This is a genomic window from Gordonia cholesterolivorans, from assembly GCF_039531975.1.
In the GTDB taxonomy this organism is placed as follows: domain Bacteria; phylum Actinomycetota; class Actinomycetes; order Mycobacteriales; family Mycobacteriaceae; genus Gordonia; species Gordonia sihwensis.
The window spans coordinates 88519-112033 of the sequence record NZ_BAAARB010000002.1 but is presented as its reverse complement, the minus strand read 5'-3'; the positions used below and the strand labels follow the sequence as shown (position 1 = coordinate 112033).

Genomic DNA, 23515 nt, shown 5'->3' with positions numbered 1-23515 from the left:
AGCCTCTTTGCAGTATGCACAACTGCAGTTGCACTGAGCCATTCTCAATTCTCCTTCTTCGGTGTCAGACAAGCATATTTTGAAAGCTCGGAAGATTGCGTCGGCCAAAGCAATTAATTTCTTACCAGGCATGCCATCGCGTGTCCGAGCCCGATTGCTGGACTGAGTGCCGCAAGTTTCATGAGTGCCTCCTGACTCGAACTGTCAGTCAGTTCCCGTTTCCCCACGGCCTGGCCGGCTCGCCTCCGGGAAGCGCCAGCGACGCCTCGCCCGGGTACCGTTGCCTGTCATGAAGGTTGGGATCCCCGCGTGACGCTTCGCATCTTCGGGATGTCGTTCGTCGTCTCGATCGCGGCGCTGGTCGCCGCGTTCCTGTACGGCGGTTCGACGGCCGTACTGCTCACCCTGGTCCTGGGTGTGCTGGAGGTCTCGCTCTCCTTCGACAACGCCGTCATCAATGCCACGGTCCTGCAGCGGATGAGCGACTTCTGGCAGCGGATGTTCCTCACGATCGGTGTCATCATCGCCGTGTTCGGCATGCGCCTGGCCTTCCCGCTGGGGATCGTCTGGCTCACCGCGGGCCTCGACCCGGTCGACGCGCTTCACCTCGCGCTCAACCCGCCGACGGACGGCTCGCCGACCTACGAGAGCATCGTGACCGCGGCGCACCCGCAGATCGCCTCGTTCGGCGGGATGTTCCTCCTCATGCTGTTCCTCGGGTTCCTGTTCGAGGACAAGGAGCTCACCTGGCTGTCGTGGATCGAGCGGCCCCTGCTGCGCATCGGCCGGCTCCGCGAGGCACCGGTGGTGGTGGCGTTGACGATCTTGGTGCTGGCGGCCACGCTCGTCGCGCCGGATCACGATACGTCGACGGTGATGGTTGCCGGCGTCCTCGGCGTGATCACCTACATCGTGGTCAACGGGCTCGGCCGTCTCTTCCACATCGAGACCGAGTCGGGGGACGGCCCGACCGCACTCGCCAAGGCGACGGGGCGCGCGGGCTTCTTCCTGTTCCTCTATCTGGAGGTGCTGGACGCGTCGTTCTCGTTCGACGGCGTGATCGGGGCCTTCGCCATCACGGCGGACCCGATCATCATCGCTCTGGGTCTGGGCCTCATCGGCGCGATGTTCGTGCGGTCGCTGACGATCTACCTCGTTCACCGGGGAACCCTGACTGAGTACGTCTTCCTCGAACACGGCGCCCACTGGGCGATCGGCGCGCTGGCGCTGCTTCTGCTGTACTCACTCGGCACCGAGGTCCCCGAGACGGTGACCGGTCTCATCGGCCTGGTGCTGATCCTCGCCTCCCTGGCGACCAGCATCGTGTACCGCCGACGGAACCACACCGAAGGTGTCCACATCTGAGACCACCGCAGACGCCGCACCGTCTCCGGCGCGTGTCACCGCGTTCTAGAATCAGCCGGTGAGCCCCACCGCGACCACCGTGCTCGTCGTTCCCCTCCTGGTCTTCGCAGCGCCGCTGCTGGCGAGATCGGTCTCTCGATGGGCGGCGATTCCGGTGGTCGTCTTCGAACTCGGCCTCGGCATCGTGGCCGGCCCCGCGCTGCTGGGCTGGGTCGGTGAATCGGAACTGTTCGGCCGGCTCTCCGACTTCGGTGTCAACCTGCTGTTCTTCATCGCAGGAACCGAGATCACCCGGTCGGCGGTTCGCGGACGCACGGCTCGGCGCGCCTGGCTCGGCTGGCTGATCAGCATCGCGGTCGGGATCGCGGCGGGCTTCGCTGTCTCACCCGGATTGGGCGCGGTGATCATCGGGATCAGTCTGGCGTCGACGGCTCTGGGAACCTTGCTGCCGATCCTCCGCGACTCCGGTGACCTCGCCACACCGTTCGGCGTCGCCGTCGGAGCGATCGGCGCCGCGGGCGAGTTCGGGCCGATCATCGCCATCTCGCTATTCCTCGGCGGCCGCTCGTTCGGTACGGCGAGCGTGGTGCTCTTGGTCTTCGGCGTCATCGCGGCGGCCGCCGTGATCCGGGCGCGCCGCACCTCTCATCGCCGCCTGCACGCCTTCGTCGAATCGACCCTGCACACGTCGGCGCAGTTCGCCGTCCGCACCGTGCTGGCCATTCTGGCCGTGATGATCTTCCTGACCGTCCAGCTCGGCATCGACATGCTGCTGGGCGCATTCACCGCGGGGATCGTCTGGAAGCTCCTCATCCGAGATGCCGACGAACAGACGCAGCGGTCGGTGGAGGCCAAGATCGACGCCGTCGCGTTCGGCTTCCTCGTCCCGATCTTCTTCGTCTACACGGGTGTGAAGTTCGATCTGCAGTCGCTGCTCGATCATCCGCTCGCCTTCGCCTGGATCCCCGTCGTCCTGGTGGCTCTGCTCCTGGTCCGCGGGCTGCCCTCGATGCTCGCCGCACCCGAGGGCGCCGGCCGCCGCGAGCGAATCGCCACCGGGCTCTACGGCGCCACCGGCCTTCCGATCATCGCGGTCGCCACCGACATCGGTGTCCGCCAAGACGTCTTGACCGGCACGCAGGCAGCGGTCCTCGTCGGCGCCGGCGTGCTGTCGGTGCTCCTGTTCCCGCTCGCCGCGAGCGCACTGCGCCCGGGGTCGGTCGAACGGAGTCCGGCGGCGCCGGTGGTGGAGGAGTGAGGCGCCGCTAGTCTCGCCGGTGCCTGACGCCGCCGGCGGTCATCGAGCCCGTCGGCTCTTCACTCCAAGCCGAGGCCCGCCCCTCACGCCACCTCGATCGCGGACGTCGTCGGCTCCGATTCGGGAAGCACGCCGTCGAGCTGAATCCAGCCGTCGGCGACCATGCGCAATAACAGGTGGGTCTTGTTCGCCACCGGCAGCCCGGCGTCGTCGTACCTGGCCGAGACACGCCGGTAGTGAGTCCGGACGGTACTGGCGGCAACGAAATGCCGGGTCGCGGTCTCCTCGACGGTCGCACCCATCACATACGTGGTCAGGATCTCCCGTTCCCGCGCCGACATCGGAGTCCGGCCGGACGTCGGACCCAGCGTCCTGGTCAGCAGGAGGGTAAGACGGTGCTCGATGTCTGGGCCTTCGGTCACATGGTGAACGCCGGAGCAGATATCGGCCTCCTCGACCGTACCGCCGACGACGATGACGCGTCCGGCCATTGAGCGGCCGAACCGACGAAGCGCGAGACGATCGCCGGCTCCGACCACCACGACGCGCGGCGCCCCCGCCAGGAGTCCGGCTATGTCGACAGCGACCACCGGATACCCGAACCGATTCATCCACACCGCGAGCACTTCCCGCTGCCACGGATTCTCACTCCACACCCCGACCGACTGGCCTATCGCCGACTGCTCTGCCACTGCCCCGGAGCCCGTCATTCTCCTCGCCTCCCCGCCGATGTCCCGCCGTCATGTCTTCCTTCGGACGGTATGGCGAGATCGGCGCGCGAGAAAGACCCCAATTCCTCTGTCCTCCTATGGGACGACAGAGGTCAGGGGCCTGATCTCTACAGGTCAGTCGCTGCCGACCAGGCGACCCTCGCCGTCGTACTCCTCGCGGACGACGACGTCGCCGGCGACCTGCAGAACAGTCGCCACGACGCGACGCCGCGGCGGCAGGATGCGAATCGTGACGGTCCCCGCACGAGCCGCGGCGAGCGCGGTGACGGCACCGCCGATCACCCGCTCGCGGACGTCATCGTCGGCACCGACGAGCCCGTGATCGTCGAGCAGGATCACCTCCACCCCTCGACGTCGTGCCTGCCGCGCCGCGTCGGCGACACTGCGGACATCGAATGTCGGCGCCCGCAGCGAATCACGCAACCGCGCCTCGACCAGGCTGCACTCATCGCGTTCGTCGGCCGAGAGCGGCGCCGCGTCGACGAGCCGCGCGAGCAAGGGGCGCGCTTGGTCGTCGAGTCGGCCGAGTTGCCGGTCGCGTTCGTCGAGGACCGCGCGCCGCGCGGCCTCCGTAGCCGCGGCCTCGGTGCCGGCCCCCTGCATCAGAAAGATCTCGCGCGCCGCCGGCCGGATCGTGACGGCGAAGAATGACGACATCACAAGCGGCGCCAGGTTGATCAACGAGATCGAGATCCCGTACCCGGCGCCTTCGCCGATGCGGACGGCCCACAGTGCGGTCGCGCCGATCGCCGCCAGCATCGAGACCCACGCGACGCCTGTGCGGCCGCGTACACAGAGGTAGGTGCACAGCGCCGTCGTCGCTGACAAAGGCCAGAAGGTCAGGACGCGCACACCCGAATCGTCGACCACCAGCAGCACGGACACCGTGGCCACCGGGCCGGCGGCGGCGACCGCTGCCGTCACCGACCGCCGTAACGGATCACCCGGCACCTGGATCAGTGCGACTGCCGCAGCACTCGTCACCAACCACGCGCCGATCTCCGCCAGCCACCCCGCCACCCCGCTCCCTGCGGGGCGCGTCATCATGCCTACCAGCGCAAACGTTCCGATGAAGACCACCACGAGCGCCTTCGCGGCGACGGTCCGCAGACCCATCAGGTCACCGATATCGCCGCTGACCGGAAGTTGTCCCATCAGCGTGTCCATCCCAGTCGGACGGTGGTTCCGGCGCCGGGCGCCGACTCGATGGCGGTCGAACCTCCCGGGACCCGGTCCATCCGGGCCCGGATGCTCACCGCGATGCCGAGTCGATGGGCCGATACCGCATCCGGGTCGAAACCGACGCCGTCGTCGGTCGCCGCGATCCTGATCGAATCGGCGTCCACTCGGCCACGCACGGTGCACCGCGCATCGGCCCCGGCGTGTCGGCGACTGTTGCGCAGGGCTTCGGCCAGTGCCGCGCTCACCGCACGCACCGCCTCGCTCGGCAGCTCCGCCTGTGCGGCATCAGAATCGGCAGCGGGTGCGTCGACGGCGAACTCCGCCCTCGGGTCTGCCTCGGTAGTGGTCGCACGCAGGTGCACCACGGCGGCCTCGAGGCCGAACGGACGGTCGGTGGGCAGTCCCGAACGGATCTCGTCGAGTTCGGCGAGGGTGGCGGCCGCCAGCCGCGGCACGTGCTCCTGCGCCCCGCCCCGGGAGGCGGTCAGCAGGGTGGACATCACGCTGTCGTGAATCAGCGCGTCGAAGCGTTCGCGTTCGGTGTCGCGGGCCCGCTCGGCTGCGGCGGTCGCGGCCGCCGCATGGGCACGATCGGTGGTCTCGTCCAGAATCCTCCCGGTGCGCAGCGCCATCACGGCCGCACCGACGAATAAGCTGCAGAACATGATTGCGAAGGCGATCTCGGGAGCGAGCTGTCCCGGATCCACTTCGCCGCGGATCACGAAGTTGATGAGCTGCACGCAGACGCAGCCGAACACCATGTGCGCAAAGGCCGCCCAGGCCGGCCACGCCAGCACCGCGGCGATGCTGGCGAGCCCGGGAAACGCCGCCAGCCATACGCCGTCGCCGGCCGGGACGGTGGTGCCGTCCCAGGCGATCGGCCAGGTGAGGACCGCGACGAAGAAGCTGAGGGCGGCGACGGCCGCCGTCGCCCGCGTCCAGCGCGGCACGCCGATCAGAGCGGTCACTCCCAGCGTCAGGCCGGGGACGAAGACGATCGCGCACATCGCCGGCGTCCACCAGGAGCTCATCAGCGGTGCGAGCTGGAGGATCGCCGGCAACAGGAGGATCAAGTACCCCACGTAACCGACCGCCGCGAACAACGCGAACATCCGCCTGATCCGGTCCAGGTTGTCGTGCCGCCGCTCGGGAGCGGCGTATCTGACGGCGCCGCTCACTGGTCGCGCTCGGGGATCGGCAGCAGTCCGTCCTCGACGGCCCGCTGATAGAGATCCACCTTGGTGCCTGCGGGCCGACCGGCTGCGGCGTACTTCGCCCGGATCCGCGCGACGTAGTCGTTGACCGTCTCCGTCGACAACCCCAGCATGCGCCCCACCCGGTCGGCCTTCTCCCCCGAGGCGTACAGCGAGAGCACCTCCTGCTGCCGAGGACTCAGGCCGGTGGCATCGAGGTCGGGGTCGCCGTCGACGGCCGCCGCCCACTCGGTGGTGATGACCGGGTTGCCCTCCGCAGCCGTGGCGATCGCCTCGACGACCCGCTCCACCCGGGCGGATTTACGCACGATGCCGAGCACCCCCGCCTTCGCCGCCAGACGGACCAGGTACGGGTTCTCCGCACCGGTGTAGACAAGGACCGATAGACCCGCGTCGTGCAAGGCCTCGATGTTGGCCGTCGGCGACGACCCGTCGGCCAGCCGCAGATCCAGCAGCACCAGGTCCAGGCAGACCTGCTGCGCGAGCAGCCCTTCGACGGTGTCCGACGACGCCATCAGCGACAGGCCGACGTGGCCGTCGAGCATCGCCCGGACCCCCAGCACCATCGACTCGTGATCTTCGACGATCCCGATCCGTTTGGCGGCCATGAGCGCTAGTCGACGCCGGAATCGATCGCCGCGCGGTCGAGCGACTCGGATGCCGCGTCCTCCGGCTGGCCGCCGGCGATCGCCTGCGCACCGCCCGCGGACAGCTCGCCGACCAGGTCTGCGGTCGCGCCACCGACGATGCCGAGCTGCGCGTACTGCTCCAGGCGCGCACGCGAATCGGCGATGTCGAGGTTGCGCATGGTGAGCTGGCCGATGCGGTCGGACGGACCGAACGCGGCGTCGCCGACGCGCTCCATCGACAGCTTGTCCGGGTGGTACGAAAGGCCGGGTCCGGTGGTGTTGAGGAAGTGGTAGTCGTCGCCGCGGCGCAGTCGGACGGTCACCTCGCCGGTGATGGCCGAGCCCACCCAGCGCACCAGCGACTCACGCAGCATGAGCGCCTGCGAGTCCATCCACCGGCCCTCGTACATGAGGCGACCCAGGCGACGGCCCTCGTTGTGGTAGTTCGCGACCGTGTCCTCGTTGTGGATCGCGTTCACCAAACGCTCGTAGCCGATGTGCAGCAGTGCCATGCCCGGTGCCTCGTAGATACCGCGCGACTTGGCCTCGATGATGCGGTTCTCGATCTGATCCGAGACGCCCAGCCCGTGGCGGCCGCCGATCTCGTTGGCCTTCAGGACGAGAGCGACGGCGTCGTCGAAGACCTCGCCGTTGATGGCGACCGGGCGGCCCTGCTCGTATCGGATGGAGACGTCCTCGGTGGCGACCTCGACGTCGTCCCGCCATGCGGCGACGCCCATGATCGGCTCCACCACGTCGAGACCGTGGTCGAGGTGCTCGAGGGTCTTGGCCTCGTGGGTGGCGCCCCAGATGTTGGCGTCGGTGGAGTACGCCTTCTCCTGGGAGTCGCGGTACGGCAGATCGCGTTCGGTCAGCCACTGGCTCATCTCGTGGCGGCCGCCGAGCTCCTCCACGAACTGGGTGTCGAGCCACGGCTTGTAGATCCGCAGGTTCGGGTTCGCCATCAGTCCGTAGCGGTAGAACCGCTCGATGTCGTTGCCCTTGTAGGTGGAGCCGTCGCCCCAGATGTCGACGCCGTCCTCCTTCATGGCGCGGACCAGGAGCATTCCGGTCACCACGCGGCCGAGCGGCGTGGTGTTGAAGTACGTCTTGCCGGAGGTGCGGATGTGGAAGGCACCGCACTGCAGTGCGACGAGGCCCTCCTCCACGAGCGCGGCGCGGCAGTCCACCAGGCGCGAGATCTCCGCACCGTACTGACCCGCGCGGCCGGGCACCGAAGCGATGTCCGGCTCATCGGCCTGGCCGAGGTCGGCGGTGTAAGTGCAAGGGATAGCGCCCTTTTCGCGCATCCATGCAACGGCGACGGAGGTGTCCAGACCACCCGAGAACGCGATTCCGACGCGCTCTCCCTTCGGCAACGAGCTCAGCACTTTCGACATATGTCCAGCTTAAACAGTACTTCGGCCGCAGTCACAACCCGGTCCCCTTCGGTGGTCGAGGCAAGCGCAGCGATTCGAAAACCGCAAGAACGAGCTGGGATCGGCGCCCCGGTGATCCGCCGGAAGGCGAAGCTGTCGCGATGACCTGTCCACCGTTGATGCGCAGGATCGCTTGTGGGCGGTCTGAGACAACGAACGGGATGTGGGCATAGCGCACCGGCAGCACGCATACCGAGACCGCTGTGCCAAGTTCAGGACGCAGACGGGCCTTCGAGGGAACATTGCCCTCGAAGGCCCGTCTAGTGACTGATCTTGGAAGCGCTACGCCTCGACCTCGCTGCGATCACCGCTCCAGAGCGTGTGGAACGAGCCGGGCTTGTCGACGCGCAGGTAGGTGTGCGCACCGAAGTAGTCCCGCAGCCCCTGGGTCAGAGCGGCCGGCAGCCGCTCGGCCCGCAGCGCGTCGTAGTACGACAGCGACGACGCGAAGGCCGGCACCGGGACACCCATCGCAGTCGCGGTGACGATGACCCGCCGCCAGCTCTCCACCGAGTCCTCGACCGCGTCGCGGAAGTACGGAGCCAGCAGCAGCGCGGGAAGCTCCGGATTCTCGGCGTAGGCCTCCCGGATGCGGTCCAGGAACTTGGCCCGGATGATGCATCCTCCACGCCAGATGGTGGCGAGCTTGCCCGGATCCACGCTCCAGCCGTACTCGGCGCTTCCCGCCGCGATCTGGTCGAAGCCCTGCGAGTACGCCACGACCTTCGACGCGTACAGCGCCTTCCGGATGTCTTCGACGAAAGCCGCCTTGTCGGCCGGGGCCTGCGCGCCGGTGGTGCCCGCGACGAGCCCTCGCGCGCTCTCGCGCTGGGACGTCGAACTCGAGAGGGCGCGCGCGAAGACGGCTTCGGCGATGCCGGTGGTCGGGATGCCGAGGTCGAGTGCCGACTTCACCGTCCAGCGGCCGGTGCCCTTCTGGCCCGCGGCGTCGACGATCACGTCCACGAGCGGCTTCCCGGTCTCGGCGTCCACCTGCGACAGCACCTCGGCGGTGATCTCGATCAGGTAGCTGTCGAGGGTGCCGGTGTTCCATTCGCGGAATACGTCGGCGATCTCGGCGACCTCCATGCCGAGCACGTTGCGCATGAGGTCGTACGCCTCGCCGATGAGCTGCATGTCGGCGTACTCGATGCCGTTGTGCACCATCTTGACGAAGTGGCCCGAACCGTCGGGACCGATGTGCGTGCAGCACGGGACGCCGTCGACGTGCGCCGAGATCGACTCCAGCAGCGGACCGAGCGACTCGTACGACTCGGCGGGTCCGCCGGGCATGATCGACGGACCGTTGAGAGCGCCCTCCTCGCCGCCGGAGATGCCCGCGCCGACGAAGTTCAGGTTCCGCGCGGCCATCGCCGCCTCGCGGCGGATGGTGTCGGTGTACAGCGAGTTACCGCCGTCGATGATGATGTCGCCGGGCTCCATCAGGTTCGCGAGTTCTTCGATCACGGCGTCGGTCGGGTCGCCGGCCTTGACCATGATGAGGACGCGGCGCGGCCGCTCGAGCGCGCCGACGAACTCCTCCATGGTCTCGGTGCGGATGAAATCGCCCTCGCCGCCGTGCGCCTCGATGAGCGCATCGGTCTTTGCGATGCTGCGGTTGTGCAGCGCGACGGTGTGCCCGTGCCGCGCGAAGTTGCGGGCGATGTTGGAGCCCATCACCGCGAGCCCGGTGACGCCGATCTGCGCCAGACGCTGTCCTGTTTCGACCATGAAGTTCCTTCTCTGTCTCCCGGTCGCGCCGTGCGGCGACCCGGCAATTCCACCACTCTCAGTACTACCGTCCCGATTGTCTCAGCATTCGTCGAACCGCAGGAGTCGGGACGCGCACGGACCGCATCGGGCCCGCCCGTCCGGATCCGGAACCGGCGGGCCCGACAGCCGTCAGAAGGAGCCGTTCAAGAACTCCGCGTAGGCGGGCAGATCGAGCTGACCGTGCCCGGAGAGCCCGATCACGACGACCTCCTCCTTGTCGCTGTTCGCCACGTGCTCGGCGCACGCGGCGATGGCGTGGGTCGACTCCGGGGCGGGCACGATGCCCTGGGTGCGCGCAAACGTGATGCCCGCGCTGAAGGCGGCGCGCTGGTCGATCGCGACGCCCTCCACCAGACCCAGCTCCACCGTGTGGCTGAGCGCGGGCGCCATGCCGTGATAGCGCAGACCGCCGGCGTGGATGGGGTCCGGGACGAAGTCCATACCGAGCGTGTGCATCTTCAGCAGCGGCGTGAGGCCCGCGACGTCGCCGTGGTCGTAGCGGTACTCACCCTGGGTCAGAGACGGACAGGCCGACGGCTCGGCCGCGACGATCCGCGGATCGGAACGGCCGTGCAGCTTCTCGCGCAGGAATGGGAAGGACAGGCCCGCGAGGTTCGATCCGCCGCCCGCGCAACCGAAGACGACGTCGGCGCCGCCGGGCTCCACCGCGTTCAGCTGGTCGACGGCTTCGAGGCCGATCACGCTCTGGTGCAGCACGACGTGGTTCAGCACGCTGCCGAGCGCGTAGCGGGTGTCATCGTTCGCGGCCGCCACCTCCACCGCCTCCGACACCGCCATGCCGAGGCTGCCGGTGGTGTCGGGGTCCTTCGCCAGCATCGCGCGTCCGGCCTCGGTGAGGTCGGAGGGACTCGGGTGCAGCGTGCCGCCGTAGGTGCGGATGAGAAAGCCCCGGTACGGCTTGGAGTCGTACGACGCCCGCACCTGCCACACCTCCACGTCAAGACCGAACTGCGCGCCCGCGAACGAGAGAGCACTACCCCACTGACCTGCGCCGGTCTCGGTGGTGAGCTTCTTGACCCCGTCGATGCTGTTGTAATACGCCTGCGCGACAGCCGAGTTCGTCTTGTGGCTGCCGACCGGGCTGACGCCCTCGTACTTGACGTAGATGCGGGCCTTGGTGTTCAGCGCCTCCTCGAACTTGCGGGCGCGGAACAGCGGCGACGGCCGCCACATCTGGTAGATCTCGCGGACGGGCTCGGGGATCTCGATGTACGGCTCGGTCGAGACCTCCTGCGCGATCAGGCCGGCGGGGAACAGCGCGGCCAGATCGTCGGGCCCGACCGGTTCCTTGGTTCCGGGGTGCAAGTGCGGCGGAATCGGCTCGTCGAGCTCCGCGGCGAGGTTGTACCAGTGGGTGGGCACGTCCACGGTGACCAGATCGGGGTTGGACGCGTCAACATTGCTTGTCATGCAGGTCACCATAATGTGCGCAGTAGGCTGCACGTCATGACGGGCATCAGGTGGGTGGCGGACGGCTTCGGCGGGCTCGACGACTTCCGGGCCGTCGCCTGCGAACCCGCAGCTCCCGGCCCCGGACAACTCACCGTCCGCGTCACGGCCGCCGGAGTGAATCCCGCCGACCTCAAGCACACGCTCAGGGCCTCCGACCCCGCTCTCCTGCCGCTGCCGATCGGCTACGAGATCGCGGGGGTGGTGACCGCCATGGGACCGCGGACCCGCGCCGGGTCCGGGGCGGTGTCGGTGGGCGATCGCGTCGCGGCCTTCCGCGTGCACGGCGGTTACGCGTCGGCGATCACCATCCCCGCCGAGAAGGCCTTCGTCCTGGCGGATGCGGTGCCCGACGACCAGGCCGCGGGGCTGCTTCTCGCGGGGTGCACGGCGGCCGAGCTGCTGTCGCGGTCCGGTGCGGTGTCCGGCGAGACGGTGCTCCTGCACGGCGCCTCGGGCGCCGTCGGCGCCGTCTTCCTGCAATTGGCGCGTCGAGCCGGGGTCACCGTCGTCGGCACGGCCGGTACCGGTCGGTCGGACGCGGTCTCACGGTTCGGGGGTATTCCGGTGACCTACGGTCCCGAACTGGCTCGGCTCGTCCGCGACGCCGCACCCGGTCCGGTGGTCGCAGCGCTCGACGCGGCCGGAGGCCCAGAGGCGACGGCCGCGTCACTGGAACTGGTGGCCGATCGCGATCGGATCCTCACCGTCGTCGACCGCGAAGCCGCGCGCGAGTACGGCTTCGACGCGCTCTCGGGCGCCGACCCCGCCAGCGCGGCGTTCCGGGACGGTGTGCGCGGCGAACTCCTCGAGCTGCTCGCGGCCGGCGAGCTGACGGTGCCGATCGCGCGCACCTTCCCGCTCGATCGTGCGGTCGAGGCACTGCGGCTGGTGGCCGCCGGGCACGCCGGCGGCAAAGTGGTCTTGATTCCGTAAACCCATCAGACCGTGAACCCCCAGACCGGGGCGCCGTCAATCCGGCAGCATCGGGCTCTCGGGCAGATGTGGACGACCCACTAGCACTCCCCGCGTCACCGCACCCTTCCCGAATCTCGACCGCAGCGAGTCGATGGCCAGGTCGAGGTCGCCGGCGTGGTCGGCGCCGTCGAGCGGTAACGCGAGCTGAACGGCTCCGTGACCGGCGAGGTTGGTCAGCGACAGCCCGATCAGCGTGCAGCCGCGCTCACGAATGAGCGGCATCACCTCCTCGAGCAGGCCCCGCGCCACCGCGAGCACGATCTCGGTGCGGTCGGTCGGTTCGGACAGCGTCCGCGACCGCGTCACTCGCTCGAAGTCGTGGAAGCGCAGACGCAGCACCACCGTTCGCACGAGCCGCTGCGCCGACCGGAGACGGCGGCCCAGGCCGTCGACGATCGCGACGAGTGTTGCTTCGATATCCGCCTCCGACCGCCACCGACGACCCATCGCCCGTTGAGCCCCGATGGAACGTCTGCGTCTGCCTGTCTGAACGCGCCGTGGATCGCGAGCCATCGACAGTGCGTACAGGTGCCTGCCCGGGCCGCGACCCAGCAGCATCGACAGCCGTTCCTCTCCCAGCGACGCGATCTGGCCCACGGTCTCGATCCCGGCCTCGGCCAGGCGTTGCTCGGTCTTGGCGCCCACGCCCCACAGCCGTCGCACGGGCAACGGGTGAAGGAAGTCGAGTTCGCCTCCCGCGGGGACCTCGAGCAGACCGTCCGGCTTGCCCACCGCGCTCGCCACCTTGGCCACGAACTTGGTGCTCGCGACCCCGACAGTGATGGGCAGGCCCACCTCGCGGCGCACCCGCTCCCGCAGCCGTGCCGCGAGCTGAACGGGCGATCCGGCGATCGCGTGCATGCCGCCGACGTCGAGGAAGGCCTCGTCCACGGAGATGCCCTCGATAAACGGCGAGAAGTCGGAGAAGATAGCGAAGACCGCGCGGCTGGCCTCGGTGTACGCCTCGAACCGAGGGTGCACCATCACCGCGCGAGGACAGAGCGCTCGGGCTTCACGACCGGCCATCGGCGAGCGGACACCCATCGCCTTGGCCTCGTAGCTCGCCGCCACCACCACCCCGCCACCGACCAGCACCGGACGGCCGCGCAGTGACGGGTCGTCGCGCTGCTCCACGGACGCGTAGAAGGAGTCGAGGTCGGCGTGCAGGATCGATGCCTGCTTGCGTGTGCCCGCGTCCACTCTCATACCGCGAGGGTCTCACCGGGGTCCGACATCTCCCAGCCGCGGCACCACCGACCGGCGGAAAGCTCAGACCCGGCGCATACGGAGGACCACATCCCGCACATGATGGCCGCCGCCCGCCGGGATGCCGCGGTCGCGCGCCTCGTCGGTCACCACTTCCCAGCCCTCGCCCAGCAGACGTACCATGTCGCGGGGCCAGAGGAACCCGTCCGGGCTCCGCCCGTGCGCGCGCATCCCCTCGGGGTCGTGCATCACCACGAGCAGCGTGCCGCCGGGCCCCACGGCATCGGCGATCTTCTGCAGGACCGCGACGTCGTCGCTCGCGATGTGGAAATAGCTCAGGGCCACCAGGTCGTACGTGCGGTCGAACTGATCTGCGGTGACGTCGAACGGCAGCCAGGTGATTGTTTCACGTGAATCAGTCGCGGCCGCACGCTTGAGAGCCACGGTGGAGATGTCTGCTCCCACCACCGTCCAGCCGTGGTCGGCGAGCCACCGGGCGTCGGCGCCTTCGCCGCACCCGAGGTCGAATGCCGAACCGGCAGGCAGATCACCGACTTCCGCGATGAGCGCGGGGTTCACGTTGGTGGTCCACAGCCGGTCCGACGACTCGTAGAGTTCGTCCCACTCGGCCGCGGAGACGGGATGACGGGGAGCCTGCTGCTGATCGTGGTCGTGCTGATGTTCACTCACTCCTCGACGCTCCCACAATCACCGGCCACGCCGCGACGCGGCTTGCGCGCGCGGCAAGAACCGGCGCCGCGGCGGGCCGCACGGCACACTGGAGCCATGAGTCACCCCATCCGAATCGGCGTCCAGCTCCAGCCCCAGCACTCACCGGAGTACTCCCTCATCCGGGACGCGGTGATGCGTGCCGAAGACGCGGGAGTCGACATCGTCTTCAACTGGGACCACTTCTTCCCGCTGTCGGGCGACCCCGACGGCGCCCACTTCGAATGCTGGACCATGCTCGGCGCCTGGGCCGAGCAGACCTCCCGCGTCGAGCTCGGCGCTCTCGTCACCTGTAACAGCTACCGGAATCCGGAGCTGCTCGCCGACATGGCGCGCACCGTCGACCACATCAGCCGCGGTCGTCTCATCCTCGGCATCGGCAGCGGCTGGTTCCAGCGCGACTACACCGAGTACGGATACGACTTCGGCACCAAGGGCAGCCGACTCGACGCCCTCGGTGCCTCCCTGCCGCGACTCACCGAACGGCTCGCGAAGCTGAATCCCGCACCCACGCGCCATATTCCGCTGCTGATCGGCGGCAGCGGCGAGAAGAAGACACTGCGGCTCATCGCCGAACACGCCGATCTCTGGCACGGGTTCGTCGACGTCGAGTCCTATCGCCACAAGTCTGGTGTCCTGGCTCGGCACTGCGCCGACGTGGGACGCGATCCGGCCGAGATCGAGCGGTCGGCGGAGGTCCGCTTCGACGGCGACGTCGGCGCCATGCTTCGGTTCGCCGACGACATCACGGCCGAGGGCGTCACCCTCCTCACGGTCGCCACCGGCGGACCCGACTACGACCTGACGGCGGTCCGGGAACTGGTGCGCTGGCGGGATTCGCGCACCGCATAATCGGTGCCGGCCCGATGGGCCGAAGCGGACACCGCCCGGGACGCGCCCGATATAGTCCGGATTCATGACCCGACCCCGGAACCGGCTCTCTCGAATCCGTCTGGCGACGGCGCTCTCCGGCATCGTCACGACGATCGTTCTGCCACTGACCGGCACCCCGGTCGCGCACGCCGGACCGGCGTCGTGTGTTCCCTTCGGCACCGCACAGATTCCGCCGGGCGTTCCGTCCACCGGTGATCGCACCGGACTGACGACCTTCGCCGAGTACACGGGCAAGCAGGCGCCGTCACGCGTGGACCTGCGGACCGAGAAGACCCAGTTCAATCGATTCTGGGAGTTCGCACTCACCGACGCCGGCACGCTGGTGACCCGGCCGCGTCCCCCGCGGTCCGCAGCGGACAGCCGCTGGCGGACGGTCCCCCTGCCGTCCTGCCTGCGCGGACGGCTCGTCGCGATCTCACTGGACGACGACGAGCTGGTCGGCGTGGATCGAGAAGGCTGGATCTACACCATGGACAACGTGACCCAGTCCCCGCTGCTGTGGAACTGGACCTCCGCGTGGGGCGCCATGCTGTGGACGGGCCCCGGCCGCAAGCTGCCGGACGACCGCCGCGGCGGCTGGGCGCTCAGCGTGACCTCGCCGTCGGACAACCGGGCGTACCTGGATATCGCCGGCCGCGTCCACCCCTCCGGTCAGGCGAAGATGACGATGATCCCGGCGCTCACCGGCGACGGCAGCCGGATCACCTACGCCGATCCGTGGCTGCCCAACGACGACAGCTACGAGATCGGCAGCCCGCTCGGCGGCCGGTTCCAGTCCGTGGCCCTCTCGGCCGCCGGATCCACCACCTTCGTCGTCAACCGGTACGGCGACATGTTCACGCGCACTTTCGATTTCGACTCGTCCGGATCGGATTCGGTGTTCTTCCGCTACAGCTGGGACCCGCAGACCGGGAAGCCCAGCGCCACCAACCTGACGGTCGAGGCCTTCGATCGGTCGACCGCCGCGGTCCAGCTTCCCGCACCCGACTGGACACACCAGCCCAAGATTCCCGGCGAGATCACCTCCGCGATCACCGTGATCTCCACCGGTCCCGGCACCGAGAAGCGCGAGCTCCGGGTGGAAGGCCGGAGCAACGGCCGAACGGGCTTCTGGCACAAGGACCTTCACGCCTCGACATGGACGTTCACCCCGACCGGCAGCACGCTGCAGGGCCGGCTCCTGGAGAACTCGCCCGACGATCGGTCCGCGGAGACGCTCGCCCCCGAGAAGCCGTGGAATCTGTCGGCGTCCCTCCCCTCCCGCTCCGCGCTCGTCGACGGGCAGACACTCATCGATATCGGCATCCCGTACAGCGTCATCGACCCGCGGATGCTCGACGAGGTGGGACTCACCGCGGCGCCGTCCGGCTACCGACTGTCGGTGTCGAGTTTCGATCCCGCGGTCACCACTCGGCCGGCGACCGTCACCACTCCCGACGGCCATCGGATTCCGGTGCTCCTGCACACCGCCGACGGTATGCGGATGACGCCCGGGCACGTCGGCCTCACCCGCACTCCGCGCCATCTGGTCGGCGCCGTGGAGATCCCCCGCGAGGCCTTCGCGAATCGCGACCAGGACCCGGAGCTGCGCCGCTTCGTCGACACGTGGATGCGAGGCAAGTCGATCGCCCCGATCACGCTGAGCGCCACCACCACCGACCTGGTGGTGCGCTGAGGCAGCGCACGGGTCCGCGACGCCGGATCAGCCGTCCCGGAGCGCCGTCTTCGCCGCGCGGTAGCCGGACATACCGTGGACACCGCCACCCGGGGCCGTCGCCGACGAGCACAGGTACACGCCGGGTACCGGAGTCCGATGCGGTCGCGCCGACAGCACCGGTCGTGCCAACAACTGCCGCAGATTGGCTGCGCCGCAATTGATGTCGCCTCCGACGCAGTTGGCGTTGTAGTCCTCGTAGCCGGACGCGGTCGTGACGATCCGACCCTCGATCGTGTCGGTGAAACCCGGTGCGCACCGTTCGATCTCGGCGACGATCCGGTCGGAGACGTCGCTCCCGCAGCCCGCGGGCACGTGGCAGTACGCCCATGCCAGGTGAGTTCCCCCCGGCGCACGCGAGGAATCGACCCGCGTGGGTTCGCCGCCGAGCACCCACGGTCGGTCGGGCACCCGGCCGGCCGCGACGTCGGCCTCCGCGCCGCTGATCTGCGCGCGGTCGCGCGCGATGTGAAAGGTGGCCGTCGACAACAATTCCTCGGCGCCCGCCCCCGACCAGGGAATCGGCTCGCGCAGCAGGAAGTCGACCTTGCAGACACCGCCGCCGTACTCGAAACGCTCGAGACGCCGGACATACCGGGACGGCAGCCGCTCCCCCATGATCTGCACCAGCGCGCGGGGCGAGACGTCGAAGAAGACCTGCCCGGCGGTCGGCAATTCGCGAGCCGAGCGCACTCGCCGGCCGGTCTCGATCCGCCCGCCGTTGCCGAGGATGATCGCGGCCAGCGCGTCGACGACGGACTGGGATCCGCCGGCGGCAACGGGCCAACCCGCCTCGGCCAGCGTTCCCAGCAGAAGTCCGGGGGCGGCCGAACCGAGCGCGTCCGAGGGCCGGATGGCGTGCGCGGCCACCGCCGCGAACGCGGTGCGCACCCGTTCGGTACGGAAAGCCCACCGGACCAACGCGTCGACGGGCATCAGGGCCTGCGGACCGAAACGCGCCATTCGCGGCAGATGCCGGGGAAACGCGGGCATCCGTAACGCGTCATGCGCCGCCCCGGTGCCGAGCGCGACCGTCCGACGCCACGCCCGGGCATCGTCGCCCAGCTCACTCGCCCGTCGCACCGGATCGCGGTATACGCCCAGGGCATCACCTCGCGAGAAGACGTGGGCGAAAGAGACTTCCGGCACCAGCCACTCGACCCGGTCCGCCAGGCCGAGTTCGGCGAACGCCGGCGACGCGTACCCGGTCGGATGGACGGCCGCGCAGACGTCGCGCCGAATTCCGGTTCCGAACGCCTCGTCGGTCCGCGAACCGCCGCCGATCGTGTCCTCCGATTCGATGACCAGCACCGATCGGCCCGCACGCGCCATCACCGCTCCCGCGGTCAATCCGTTCGGACCGGAACCGATCACGATCGCGTCCCATTCGTTACCCACCGTGCCCCGTTCACCGACCCAGAACCGTCAGACTCACAAGCTAGATTGAGTCCATGGTTTTCGCGAGCATCCAGCGTCTGATCCGGGCCCGCCTACTCATGGTGACGGTCTCGGCTCTCGCGGTCCTCGCGGCACTGCTCTTCACCGGGGCCGGCAGCGCTCGGGCTCAGGCGCCGCTGCGCATGGCCGATCAGGTGGTCGACACCGCCGGCGTCTTCAGTGAGGCCGACCACGACAAGATCGCCTCCGCGATCGACGCTCTCTACAACGACCACAAGATCCAGATGTGGGTGGTCTACGTCGACTCCTTCGACGGCATGAAGGCGGCCGACTGGGCCCGCCAGACCGAAGACCTCAGTGATTTCGGCGACCGCGACGTACTGCTGGCGGTGGCCACCGGGGACCGCGGCTACCGGCTCACCGCGCCGGCCGCGATCGACGGTCTCACCCAGGACGAGATCAACAGCATCGCCACCGACACGTTGGTCCCGGATCTGAAGCGGGGACGGTGGGCGGCGTCGGCGCTTGACACCGTCGACGAGATCGACGCGGCGGCGGCCGGCGATGAGTCCCACGCCGGAGCGATCGCCGCGGGGGTGGTCGGCGGCGCGGCCGTGGTCGCGGGCGGCAGCTTCCTCTACCTCCGCAGGCGGCGACGCCGGGCTCACGCCGCGCACGTGGACGATCTGCGTGAAGCCGGCGACTCGTTGACCGTCGACCAGTTGTCCGAGCAGCCCCTCGAAGTACTCCATGCATGGTCGCGGGAGGTGCTCACCGACACCGACAATGCCGTCAAGACCAGCGCCGACGAACTCGTCCTCGCGATCGACGAGTTCGGTGAGGCGGACGCCGCGCCGTTCACCGCGGCGCTCGGCGCCGCCCAGCGCGCGCTGGCGTCGTCGTTCGCTCTCCGTCAGAGATTGGACGATCACATCCCGGAGACCGCCGACGAGCAGCGGTCGATGCTGGTGCAGATCATCACCTCGTGCTCGGATGCGGATGCGCTGCTGGACGAGCAGGTGGAGAAATTCGACGCCATGCGCAACCTGCTGATCAACGCCGCGGAACGGCTCGACGAGCTGACACGGCGGATCGTGGAGACCACGGCCCGCCTGCCCCGATCCGAAGCCACCCTGGCCGAGCTGACCGAGCGGCACGGCGGACCCGTGGTCTCCTCGATCAGCCAGAACGTCGCCCTGGCGCGTGAGCAACTCCGGTTCGCCGAGGACAGCACCGATCAGGGCCGCGAGGCGATCGCCCTGCCCGCCGGACAGCAAGGACCCGTCGTGGCCGACATCCGGTCGGCCGAGGGAGCGCTGGAGACCGCCGCCAAACTGCTCGACGCGATCGACTCGGCCGACGCGACCCTGGCCCGCGCTCGTCACGGCCTGTCGCCGCTGACGGCCGATGTCACGGCCGCGGTGGCGCAGGCCGAGGGACTGCCGGCTCCCCCACCCGATCTCACGGCTGCGATCGGGAAGGCGAAGGCTGCGCTCGCCACCGCGGACTCGGAGGCCGACACCGACCCGTTGGACGCCTTCGCTGCCCTCTCGGAGGCCGACGCGGATCTCGATGCCGCACTGGCCGCCGCACATCGGACCGCCGACGAGACGTCGCGGCGCACCCAGCTGATAACCAATGCGCTCGAGACGGCCGAAGCCAAGACGCAGGCCGCGGCCGACTTCATCGAGACCCGGCGCGGTGCCGTCGGCTCCGTCGCCCGGACCCGCCTGTCGAGGGCGCAGCAACTCGGCGCCGAAGCGGTTCGGCTCTCCGACACCGACCCCGACCGGGCTCTGGAGCAGGCGCGGCAGGCGTCCCGGAACGCCGACGAGGCGCTGATGGCGGCACAGAACGACGTCGTCGCCTGGCAGGACCAGCAACGGGCTGCCGGCGCGGCCGACCGGACCGGTCCTCCGATCGCCGGTGCCGTCCTCACCGGCATCCTCGTCGACAGCGTTCTGCGCGGCACGATGCGTCCGGGATCGTTCGGCGGCTACAGCTCCGGCGGACGCAGTCCCGGTTCCTACGGCGGGTCGTCGAGTTCGGGCCGCATCGGGACCGGCGGTCGCTTCTGACCGGCGTCGGTCCGTCTCACTCCGGTGGTCGAGGTATCCCGGACGTGTGACGTTCCCCATTTTCCTGACGTGAACTCCCTGTTCACAGGGCGATCGATGGCTCCGCGGTCTTTTATTTAGGCTTACGAAGTATTAGGCTTACGAAGTGTGACCGATGAGAACGCCCCCGACCTCGCCTCAGGACTGCGGCACACGGTGACGCGGTTGTACCTGACCTTGCGACGCAACTCGCCCATCAGTGAGCTCAGCGCCGCCCAGGCCTCGGGACTGGCCTCGCTCGTGGACTACGGGCCGATGAGGATGGGCGAGTTCGCCGAACGCGAATCGATCCGGATGCCGACCGCGACCGCACTGATCGACGGCCTGCACCGGGGCGGATACGTATCCCGCGAACCCGATCCCGACGACCGCCGGGCAGTGATCATCGCAGCCACCGACACCGGCTCCGAGATCGTCAGCGACATCCGGACCCGTCGAGACGACAGCGTCACGCGCGCACTGCAGACCCTGTCCGACGATCACCGCGCAGCCCTGGCAGCCGCCCTGCCCGCCCTGCGTGAACTGCAAACTCGAATGGAGCTTTCATGAGCACTGACTCCCACTCCCTCACCGCGGCCTTCAAAGGGCAACCGCGGACCGTCTGGGTGACCGCGTTCGCCGCGGTCATCGCGTTCATGGGGATCGGCCTCGTCGACCCCATCCTCAACACCATCCGCGAGGCGCTCGGCGCGCCCGAGACCAAGCTCACGCTGCTGTTCGGCGTCTACATGGGCGTCCAGGTGGTGGCCATGCTGCTGACCGGATGGTCGGCGTACCGGTTCGGCCCCAAGCGGACCCTGACCACCGGACTGGTGTGCATCGTCATCGCGGCCGGTCTGTCGACCTTCGCCGGAAACATCGACCAACTCATCGCCCTGCGCGTCATCTGGGGTCTGGGCAACGCACTGTTCATCGCCACAGCGCTCGCCTTCATCGTCGGACAGGCCACAGGCGGCCAGCAGGGAGCGATCCTGCTGTACGAGGCCGCACTGGGAGCGGGACTGGCCGTCGGTCCGCTGCTCGGCGCCGTCCTCGGAGAGTGGACGTGGCGCGCACCGTTCGCCGGCACCGCACTGCTCATGCTCGCGGGCGCCGTCCTGTGCGCCGTCATGCTCCCCGCCGACGGACCTCGTGAACAGCGGCAACCAGTCAAACTCCTCGATCCGATCAAGGCGCTGAAGAACCGCAGCCTGCTCATCAACTCGATCGGCTCGGCCTTCTACACCGGCGCACTGTTCACCGTCATCGCCTGGGCACCGATCGCGATGGGCCTGCGCCCCATCTACGCCGGAATGGTCTTCTTCGGATGGGGTCTGCTGACCGCGCTCTCCGGCGTCTTCGTCGGGCCGCGCATCGCCTCGGCCATCGGTGCTCGCGGCGGCGTCCTCTCCGCCATCGGCGCCTACCTGGTGACGATGGTGCTCGCCGCGATCGGCGTCGTCGATCATCACGTGTGGCTGATCGGTCTGGCCGTGGTGCTCTCGGGCATTCCCTCCGGTGTGCTGAACACGCTGTTCACCGGCGTCGCGATGTCGGCCGCCGACGACTCCACCCCGCGGTCGGTGGCCAGCGCCGGATACAGCTTCCTGCGCTGGATGGGCGCCGCCGCCTCTGCGGTGATGGTCGCCTACCTCGCCGAGTGGTTCGGCATGGCCGCCCCGTTCTGGTTCGCCGCAGGCTACTGCGCGGTGGCCGTGGCCGCCCTGGTGCTCGCGGGAGGCAGCAAGCCCGACGAGCACACGGTGGACCCGGAGGCCGTCCTGGTCGGCGCCGAGGAGTACTGAGCCGAGAGACGTCATGCAGAGCCGGCATTCAATAGGATCGACGGTATGCCTACCGCTTTGATCACCGGTGCCAGTCGTGGGGTCGGTGCGCAGATCGCGAAAGCGCTCGCACCGACCCACGACTTGATTCTGGGCGGCCGCGGGTCGGCCGAACTCGACCGTGTAGCAACGGAATTGGACGGCGCCGTGACTCTTCCGGTGGACCTCACCGATTACGCCGCCCTGGAAACCGCTCTGGAGACCGTCACCCGTCTCGATGTGCTCGTTCACAGCGCGGGAGTCGCGAGCAGCCTCGAGGCCGTCGCCGACACGCCCGTCGAAGAATGGCGGCAGGTGATGGATGTCAACGTGATCGCAGCCGCCGAGGTCACCCGACTGCTGCTCCCGGCGTTGCGGGCCGCCGACGGGCACGTCGTCTTCCTCAACTCCGGCGCGGGAATGAACGTGCGGGCCAATTGGACGCCCTATGCCGCAAGCAAATTCGCGCTCCGGGCCCTGGCCGACGGCCTGCGCGCCGAAGAACCCGCACTCCGGGTCACGTCCATCTTCCCCGGACGCATAGACACCGATATGCAGCGCGACATCGTCGCCTTCGAGGGCGCCGAGTACGACCCGTCGAAGTACCTGCGCGCGGAGACCGTCGCCGCGGCGGTGGCGTCAGCGGTGAACGCGCCGGCCGACGCGCACCCCACCGAAGTGGTGCTCCGGCCGCGCGGCTCACGCAACCGATAGCCGGCGTCGGCCGACCGTCCGACCTACAGCTGCTTGAGGTCCGACTGCTCCCACACGGCCCGCATGCCGGCGATCTTGCCGTCGCCGTCGAAGACCATGATGTCGACCGGGGTGATCTCGAACTTCATCCCCGCGGTGCCGGTCACGAGCGTGAACTCGAAGACCGCGGTGTCGCCGGCGATCTTGGTCCACTTCAGCGTCGCTTCGCGGCTCTCGAGGCCGGTGATGATGCTGTAGAACTCGACGAGCTCGTCACGCGTGCTGCGCACGGGTGCGCCGATCGGGTCCTCCACCGTCGCGCCGTCGGCGTACAGGTTCACGATGTCCTCCGCCGACCCCGAGTTGAGGCCGTCGATGTAGGCCTCGACGGTGGCCGCGATCTTGTCGGAAAGTCCGGTTTCCTGCTGCTCAGCAGTCATTTCCACTCCCTGAATTGAAACATGTTCTAGTGGGAAGGTTAACAGGAGCGACCCACTGGCGCGAGGGTCCGCGAAAGATTGCCGCGACCGCGTCCGCGAGCCCCGATTCCGGTCCGCTGGCATGATCGACTGCCATGACCGTCGCCCGTTCGCTCATTCTGTTCGCGCTAGCGGCCGTCGCCGAGATCGGCGGGGCCTGGCTCGTATGGCAGGGCGTGCGCGAACACCGCGGTTGGCTGTGGATCGGTGCCGGAGTCGCCGCACTCGGCGTGTACGGATTCGTCGCCACATTGCAGCCCGACGCCGAGTTCGGCCGCATCCTCGCAGCCTACGGCGGCGTCTTCATCGCGGGCTCCCTGCTGTGGGGGATGGTTGCCGACGGCTACCGGCCCGACCGCTGGGACGTCATCGGCGCGCTCATCTGCCTCGTGGGCGTCGCCGTGATCATGTACATGCCGCGCGCGGTGGACGGTTAGCCCCGGG

General features: G+C 68.9%; 21 protein-coding genes. 10 read left to right on the top strand and 11 right to left on the bottom strand.

All coding sequences use genetic code 11. The annotated features are described in order from the left end of the window. The first annotated feature begins 309 nt into the window (after window positions 1-309). Window positions 310-1365 (top strand): DUF475 domain-containing protein, encoded by a 1056-nt coding sequence (locus ABFX36_RS02185; RefSeq protein ID WP_346074762.1) that lies wholly within the window; start codon window positions 310-312, stop codon window positions 1363-1365. 58 nt (window positions 1366-1423) lie between these two features. Then, complete coding sequence (locus ABFX36_RS02180) at window positions 1424-2623, top strand: cation:proton antiporter (RefSeq protein ID WP_346074761.1); 1200 nt, start codon at window positions 1424-1426, stop codon at window positions 2621-2623. Between the two features lie 83 nt (window positions 2624-2706). Here the strand turns inward: ABFX36_RS02180 and ABFX36_RS02175 are convergent, their stop codons facing one another. The 7 genes from ABFX36_RS02175 to ABFX36_RS02145 form a co-directional block, all read right to left on the bottom strand. Then, window positions 2707-3333, bottom strand: a complete 627-nt coding sequence (locus tag ABFX36_RS02175; RefSeq protein WP_346074760.1) for a helix-turn-helix transcriptional regulator — start codon at window positions 3331-3333, stop codon at window positions 2707-2709. Between the two features lie 135 nt (window positions 3334-3468). Further along, window positions 3469-4509, bottom strand: a complete 1041-nt coding sequence (locus tag ABFX36_RS02170; protein ID WP_346074759.1) for a hypothetical protein — start codon at window positions 4507-4509, stop codon at window positions 3469-3471. Next, window positions 4509-5714 (bottom strand): sensor histidine kinase, encoded by a 1206-nt coding sequence (locus tag ABFX36_RS02165; protein ID WP_062367431.1) that lies wholly within the window; start codon window positions 5712-5714, stop codon window positions 4509-4511. The genes ABFX36_RS02170 and ABFX36_RS02165 overlap by 1 nt, the downstream gene beginning before the upstream one ends. After that, window positions 5711-6358, bottom strand: coding sequence for a response regulator transcription factor (locus tag ABFX36_RS02160; protein ID WP_006896719.1), 648 nt, complete (start codon window positions 6356-6358; stop codon window positions 5711-5713). The genes ABFX36_RS02165 and ABFX36_RS02160 overlap by 4 nt, the downstream gene beginning before the upstream one ends. 5 nt (window positions 6359-6363) lie before the next feature. After that, window positions 6364-7779, bottom strand: coding sequence for an argininosuccinate synthase (gene argG / locus ABFX36_RS02155; protein WP_006896720.1), 1416 nt, complete (start codon window positions 7777-7779; stop codon window positions 6364-6366). A gap of 321 nt (window positions 7780-8100) precedes the next feature. After that, window positions 8101-9549 carry an NADP-dependent phosphogluconate dehydrogenase gene (gndA, locus tag ABFX36_RS02150; protein WP_346074758.1) on the bottom strand — a complete coding sequence of 483 codons (1449 nt, stop codon included), beginning with the start codon at window positions 9547-9549 and terminating at the stop codon, window positions 8101-8103. 171 nt (window positions 9550-9720) lie between these two features. Then, entirely contained in the window at window positions 9721-11022 is a 1302-nt protein-coding gene (locus tag ABFX36_RS02145; protein WP_346074757.1) for a TrpB-like pyridoxal phosphate-dependent enzyme, read from the bottom strand. A gap of 36 nt (window positions 11023-11058) precedes the next feature. Here ABFX36_RS02145 and ABFX36_RS02140 point away from each other — a divergent pair, with 36 nt between their 5' ends. After that, window positions 11059-11997 (top strand): quinone oxidoreductase family protein, encoded by a 939-nt coding sequence (locus ABFX36_RS02140; protein WP_346074756.1) that lies wholly within the window; start codon window positions 11059-11061, stop codon window positions 11995-11997. A gap of 36 nt (window positions 11998-12033) precedes the next feature. Here the strand turns inward: ABFX36_RS02140 and dinB are convergent, their stop codons facing one another. Both dinB and ABFX36_RS02130 read right to left on the bottom strand, forming a co-directional pair. Further along, a complete protein-coding gene (dinB, locus tag ABFX36_RS02135; RefSeq protein WP_346074755.1) occupies window positions 12034-13245 on the bottom strand; it encodes a DNA polymerase IV in 1212 nt (403 codons plus the stop codon). 63 nt (window positions 13246-13308) lie between these two features. Continuing rightward, window positions 13309-13935, bottom strand: coding sequence for a class I SAM-dependent methyltransferase (locus ABFX36_RS02130; protein ID WP_006896725.1), 627 nt, complete (start codon window positions 13933-13935; stop codon window positions 13309-13311). Window positions 13936-14031: 96 nt separating this feature from the next. On the opposite strand from ABFX36_RS02130, the gene ABFX36_RS02125 reads away from it, so the two are divergent. Further along, a complete protein-coding gene (locus ABFX36_RS02125) occupies window positions 14032-14826 on the top strand; it encodes an LLM class F420-dependent oxidoreductase (RefSeq protein ID WP_346074754.1) in 795 nt (264 codons plus the stop codon). 64 nt (window positions 14827-14890) lie between these two features. After that, entirely contained in the window at window positions 14891-16543 is a 1653-nt protein-coding gene (locus tag ABFX36_RS02120) for a hypothetical protein (RefSeq protein WP_346074753.1), read from the top strand. A gap of 27 nt (window positions 16544-16570) precedes the next feature. Here the strand turns inward: ABFX36_RS02120 and ABFX36_RS02115 are convergent, their stop codons facing one another. Next, a complete protein-coding gene (locus tag ABFX36_RS02115) occupies window positions 16571-17980 on the bottom strand; it encodes a phytoene desaturase family protein (RefSeq protein WP_346074752.1) in 1410 nt (469 codons plus the stop codon). A gap of 53 nt (window positions 17981-18033) precedes the next feature. On the opposite strand from ABFX36_RS02115, the gene ABFX36_RS02110 reads away from it, so the two are divergent. From ABFX36_RS02110 to ABFX36_RS02095, 4 genes are all read left to right on the top strand, one after another. Further along, on the top strand, window positions 18034-20058 hold the full coding sequence (locus tag ABFX36_RS02110) for a TPM domain-containing protein (RefSeq protein WP_346074751.1): 2025 nt from the start codon (window positions 18034-18036) through the stop codon (window positions 20056-20058). A 147-nt stretch (window positions 20059-20205) separates the two neighbouring features. Further along, window positions 20206-20646, top strand: coding sequence for a MarR family winged helix-turn-helix transcriptional regulator (locus tag ABFX36_RS02105; protein ID WP_045538193.1), 441 nt, complete (start codon window positions 20206-20208; stop codon window positions 20644-20646). Next, entirely contained in the window at window positions 20643-21881 is a 1239-nt protein-coding gene (locus tag ABFX36_RS02100) for an MFS transporter (protein WP_006896731.1), read from the top strand. The genes ABFX36_RS02105 and ABFX36_RS02100 overlap by 4 nt, the downstream gene beginning before the upstream one ends. Window positions 21882-21926: 45 nt before the next feature. After that, window positions 21927-22613 carry an SDR family oxidoreductase gene (locus tag ABFX36_RS02095; protein ID WP_278125540.1) on the top strand — a complete coding sequence of 229 codons (687 nt, stop codon included), beginning with the start codon at window positions 21927-21929 and terminating at the stop codon, window positions 22611-22613. Between the two features lie 23 nt (window positions 22614-22636). Here the strand turns inward: ABFX36_RS02095 and ABFX36_RS02090 are convergent, their stop codons facing one another. Beyond that, window positions 22637-23032: a nuclear transport factor 2 family protein gene (locus ABFX36_RS02090; protein WP_346074750.1), complete on the bottom strand. Its 396-nt coding sequence runs from the start codon at window positions 23030-23032 to the stop codon at window positions 22637-22639. Window positions 23033-23166: 134 nt separating this feature from the next. Between ABFX36_RS02090 and ABFX36_RS02085 the strand changes: the two genes are divergently transcribed. Beyond that, window positions 23167-23508 carry a YnfA family protein gene (locus tag ABFX36_RS02085; protein WP_006896734.1) on the top strand — a complete coding sequence of 114 codons (342 nt, stop codon included), beginning with the start codon at window positions 23167-23169 and terminating at the stop codon, window positions 23506-23508. The last annotated feature ends 7 nt before the right edge of the window (window positions 23509-23515 follow it).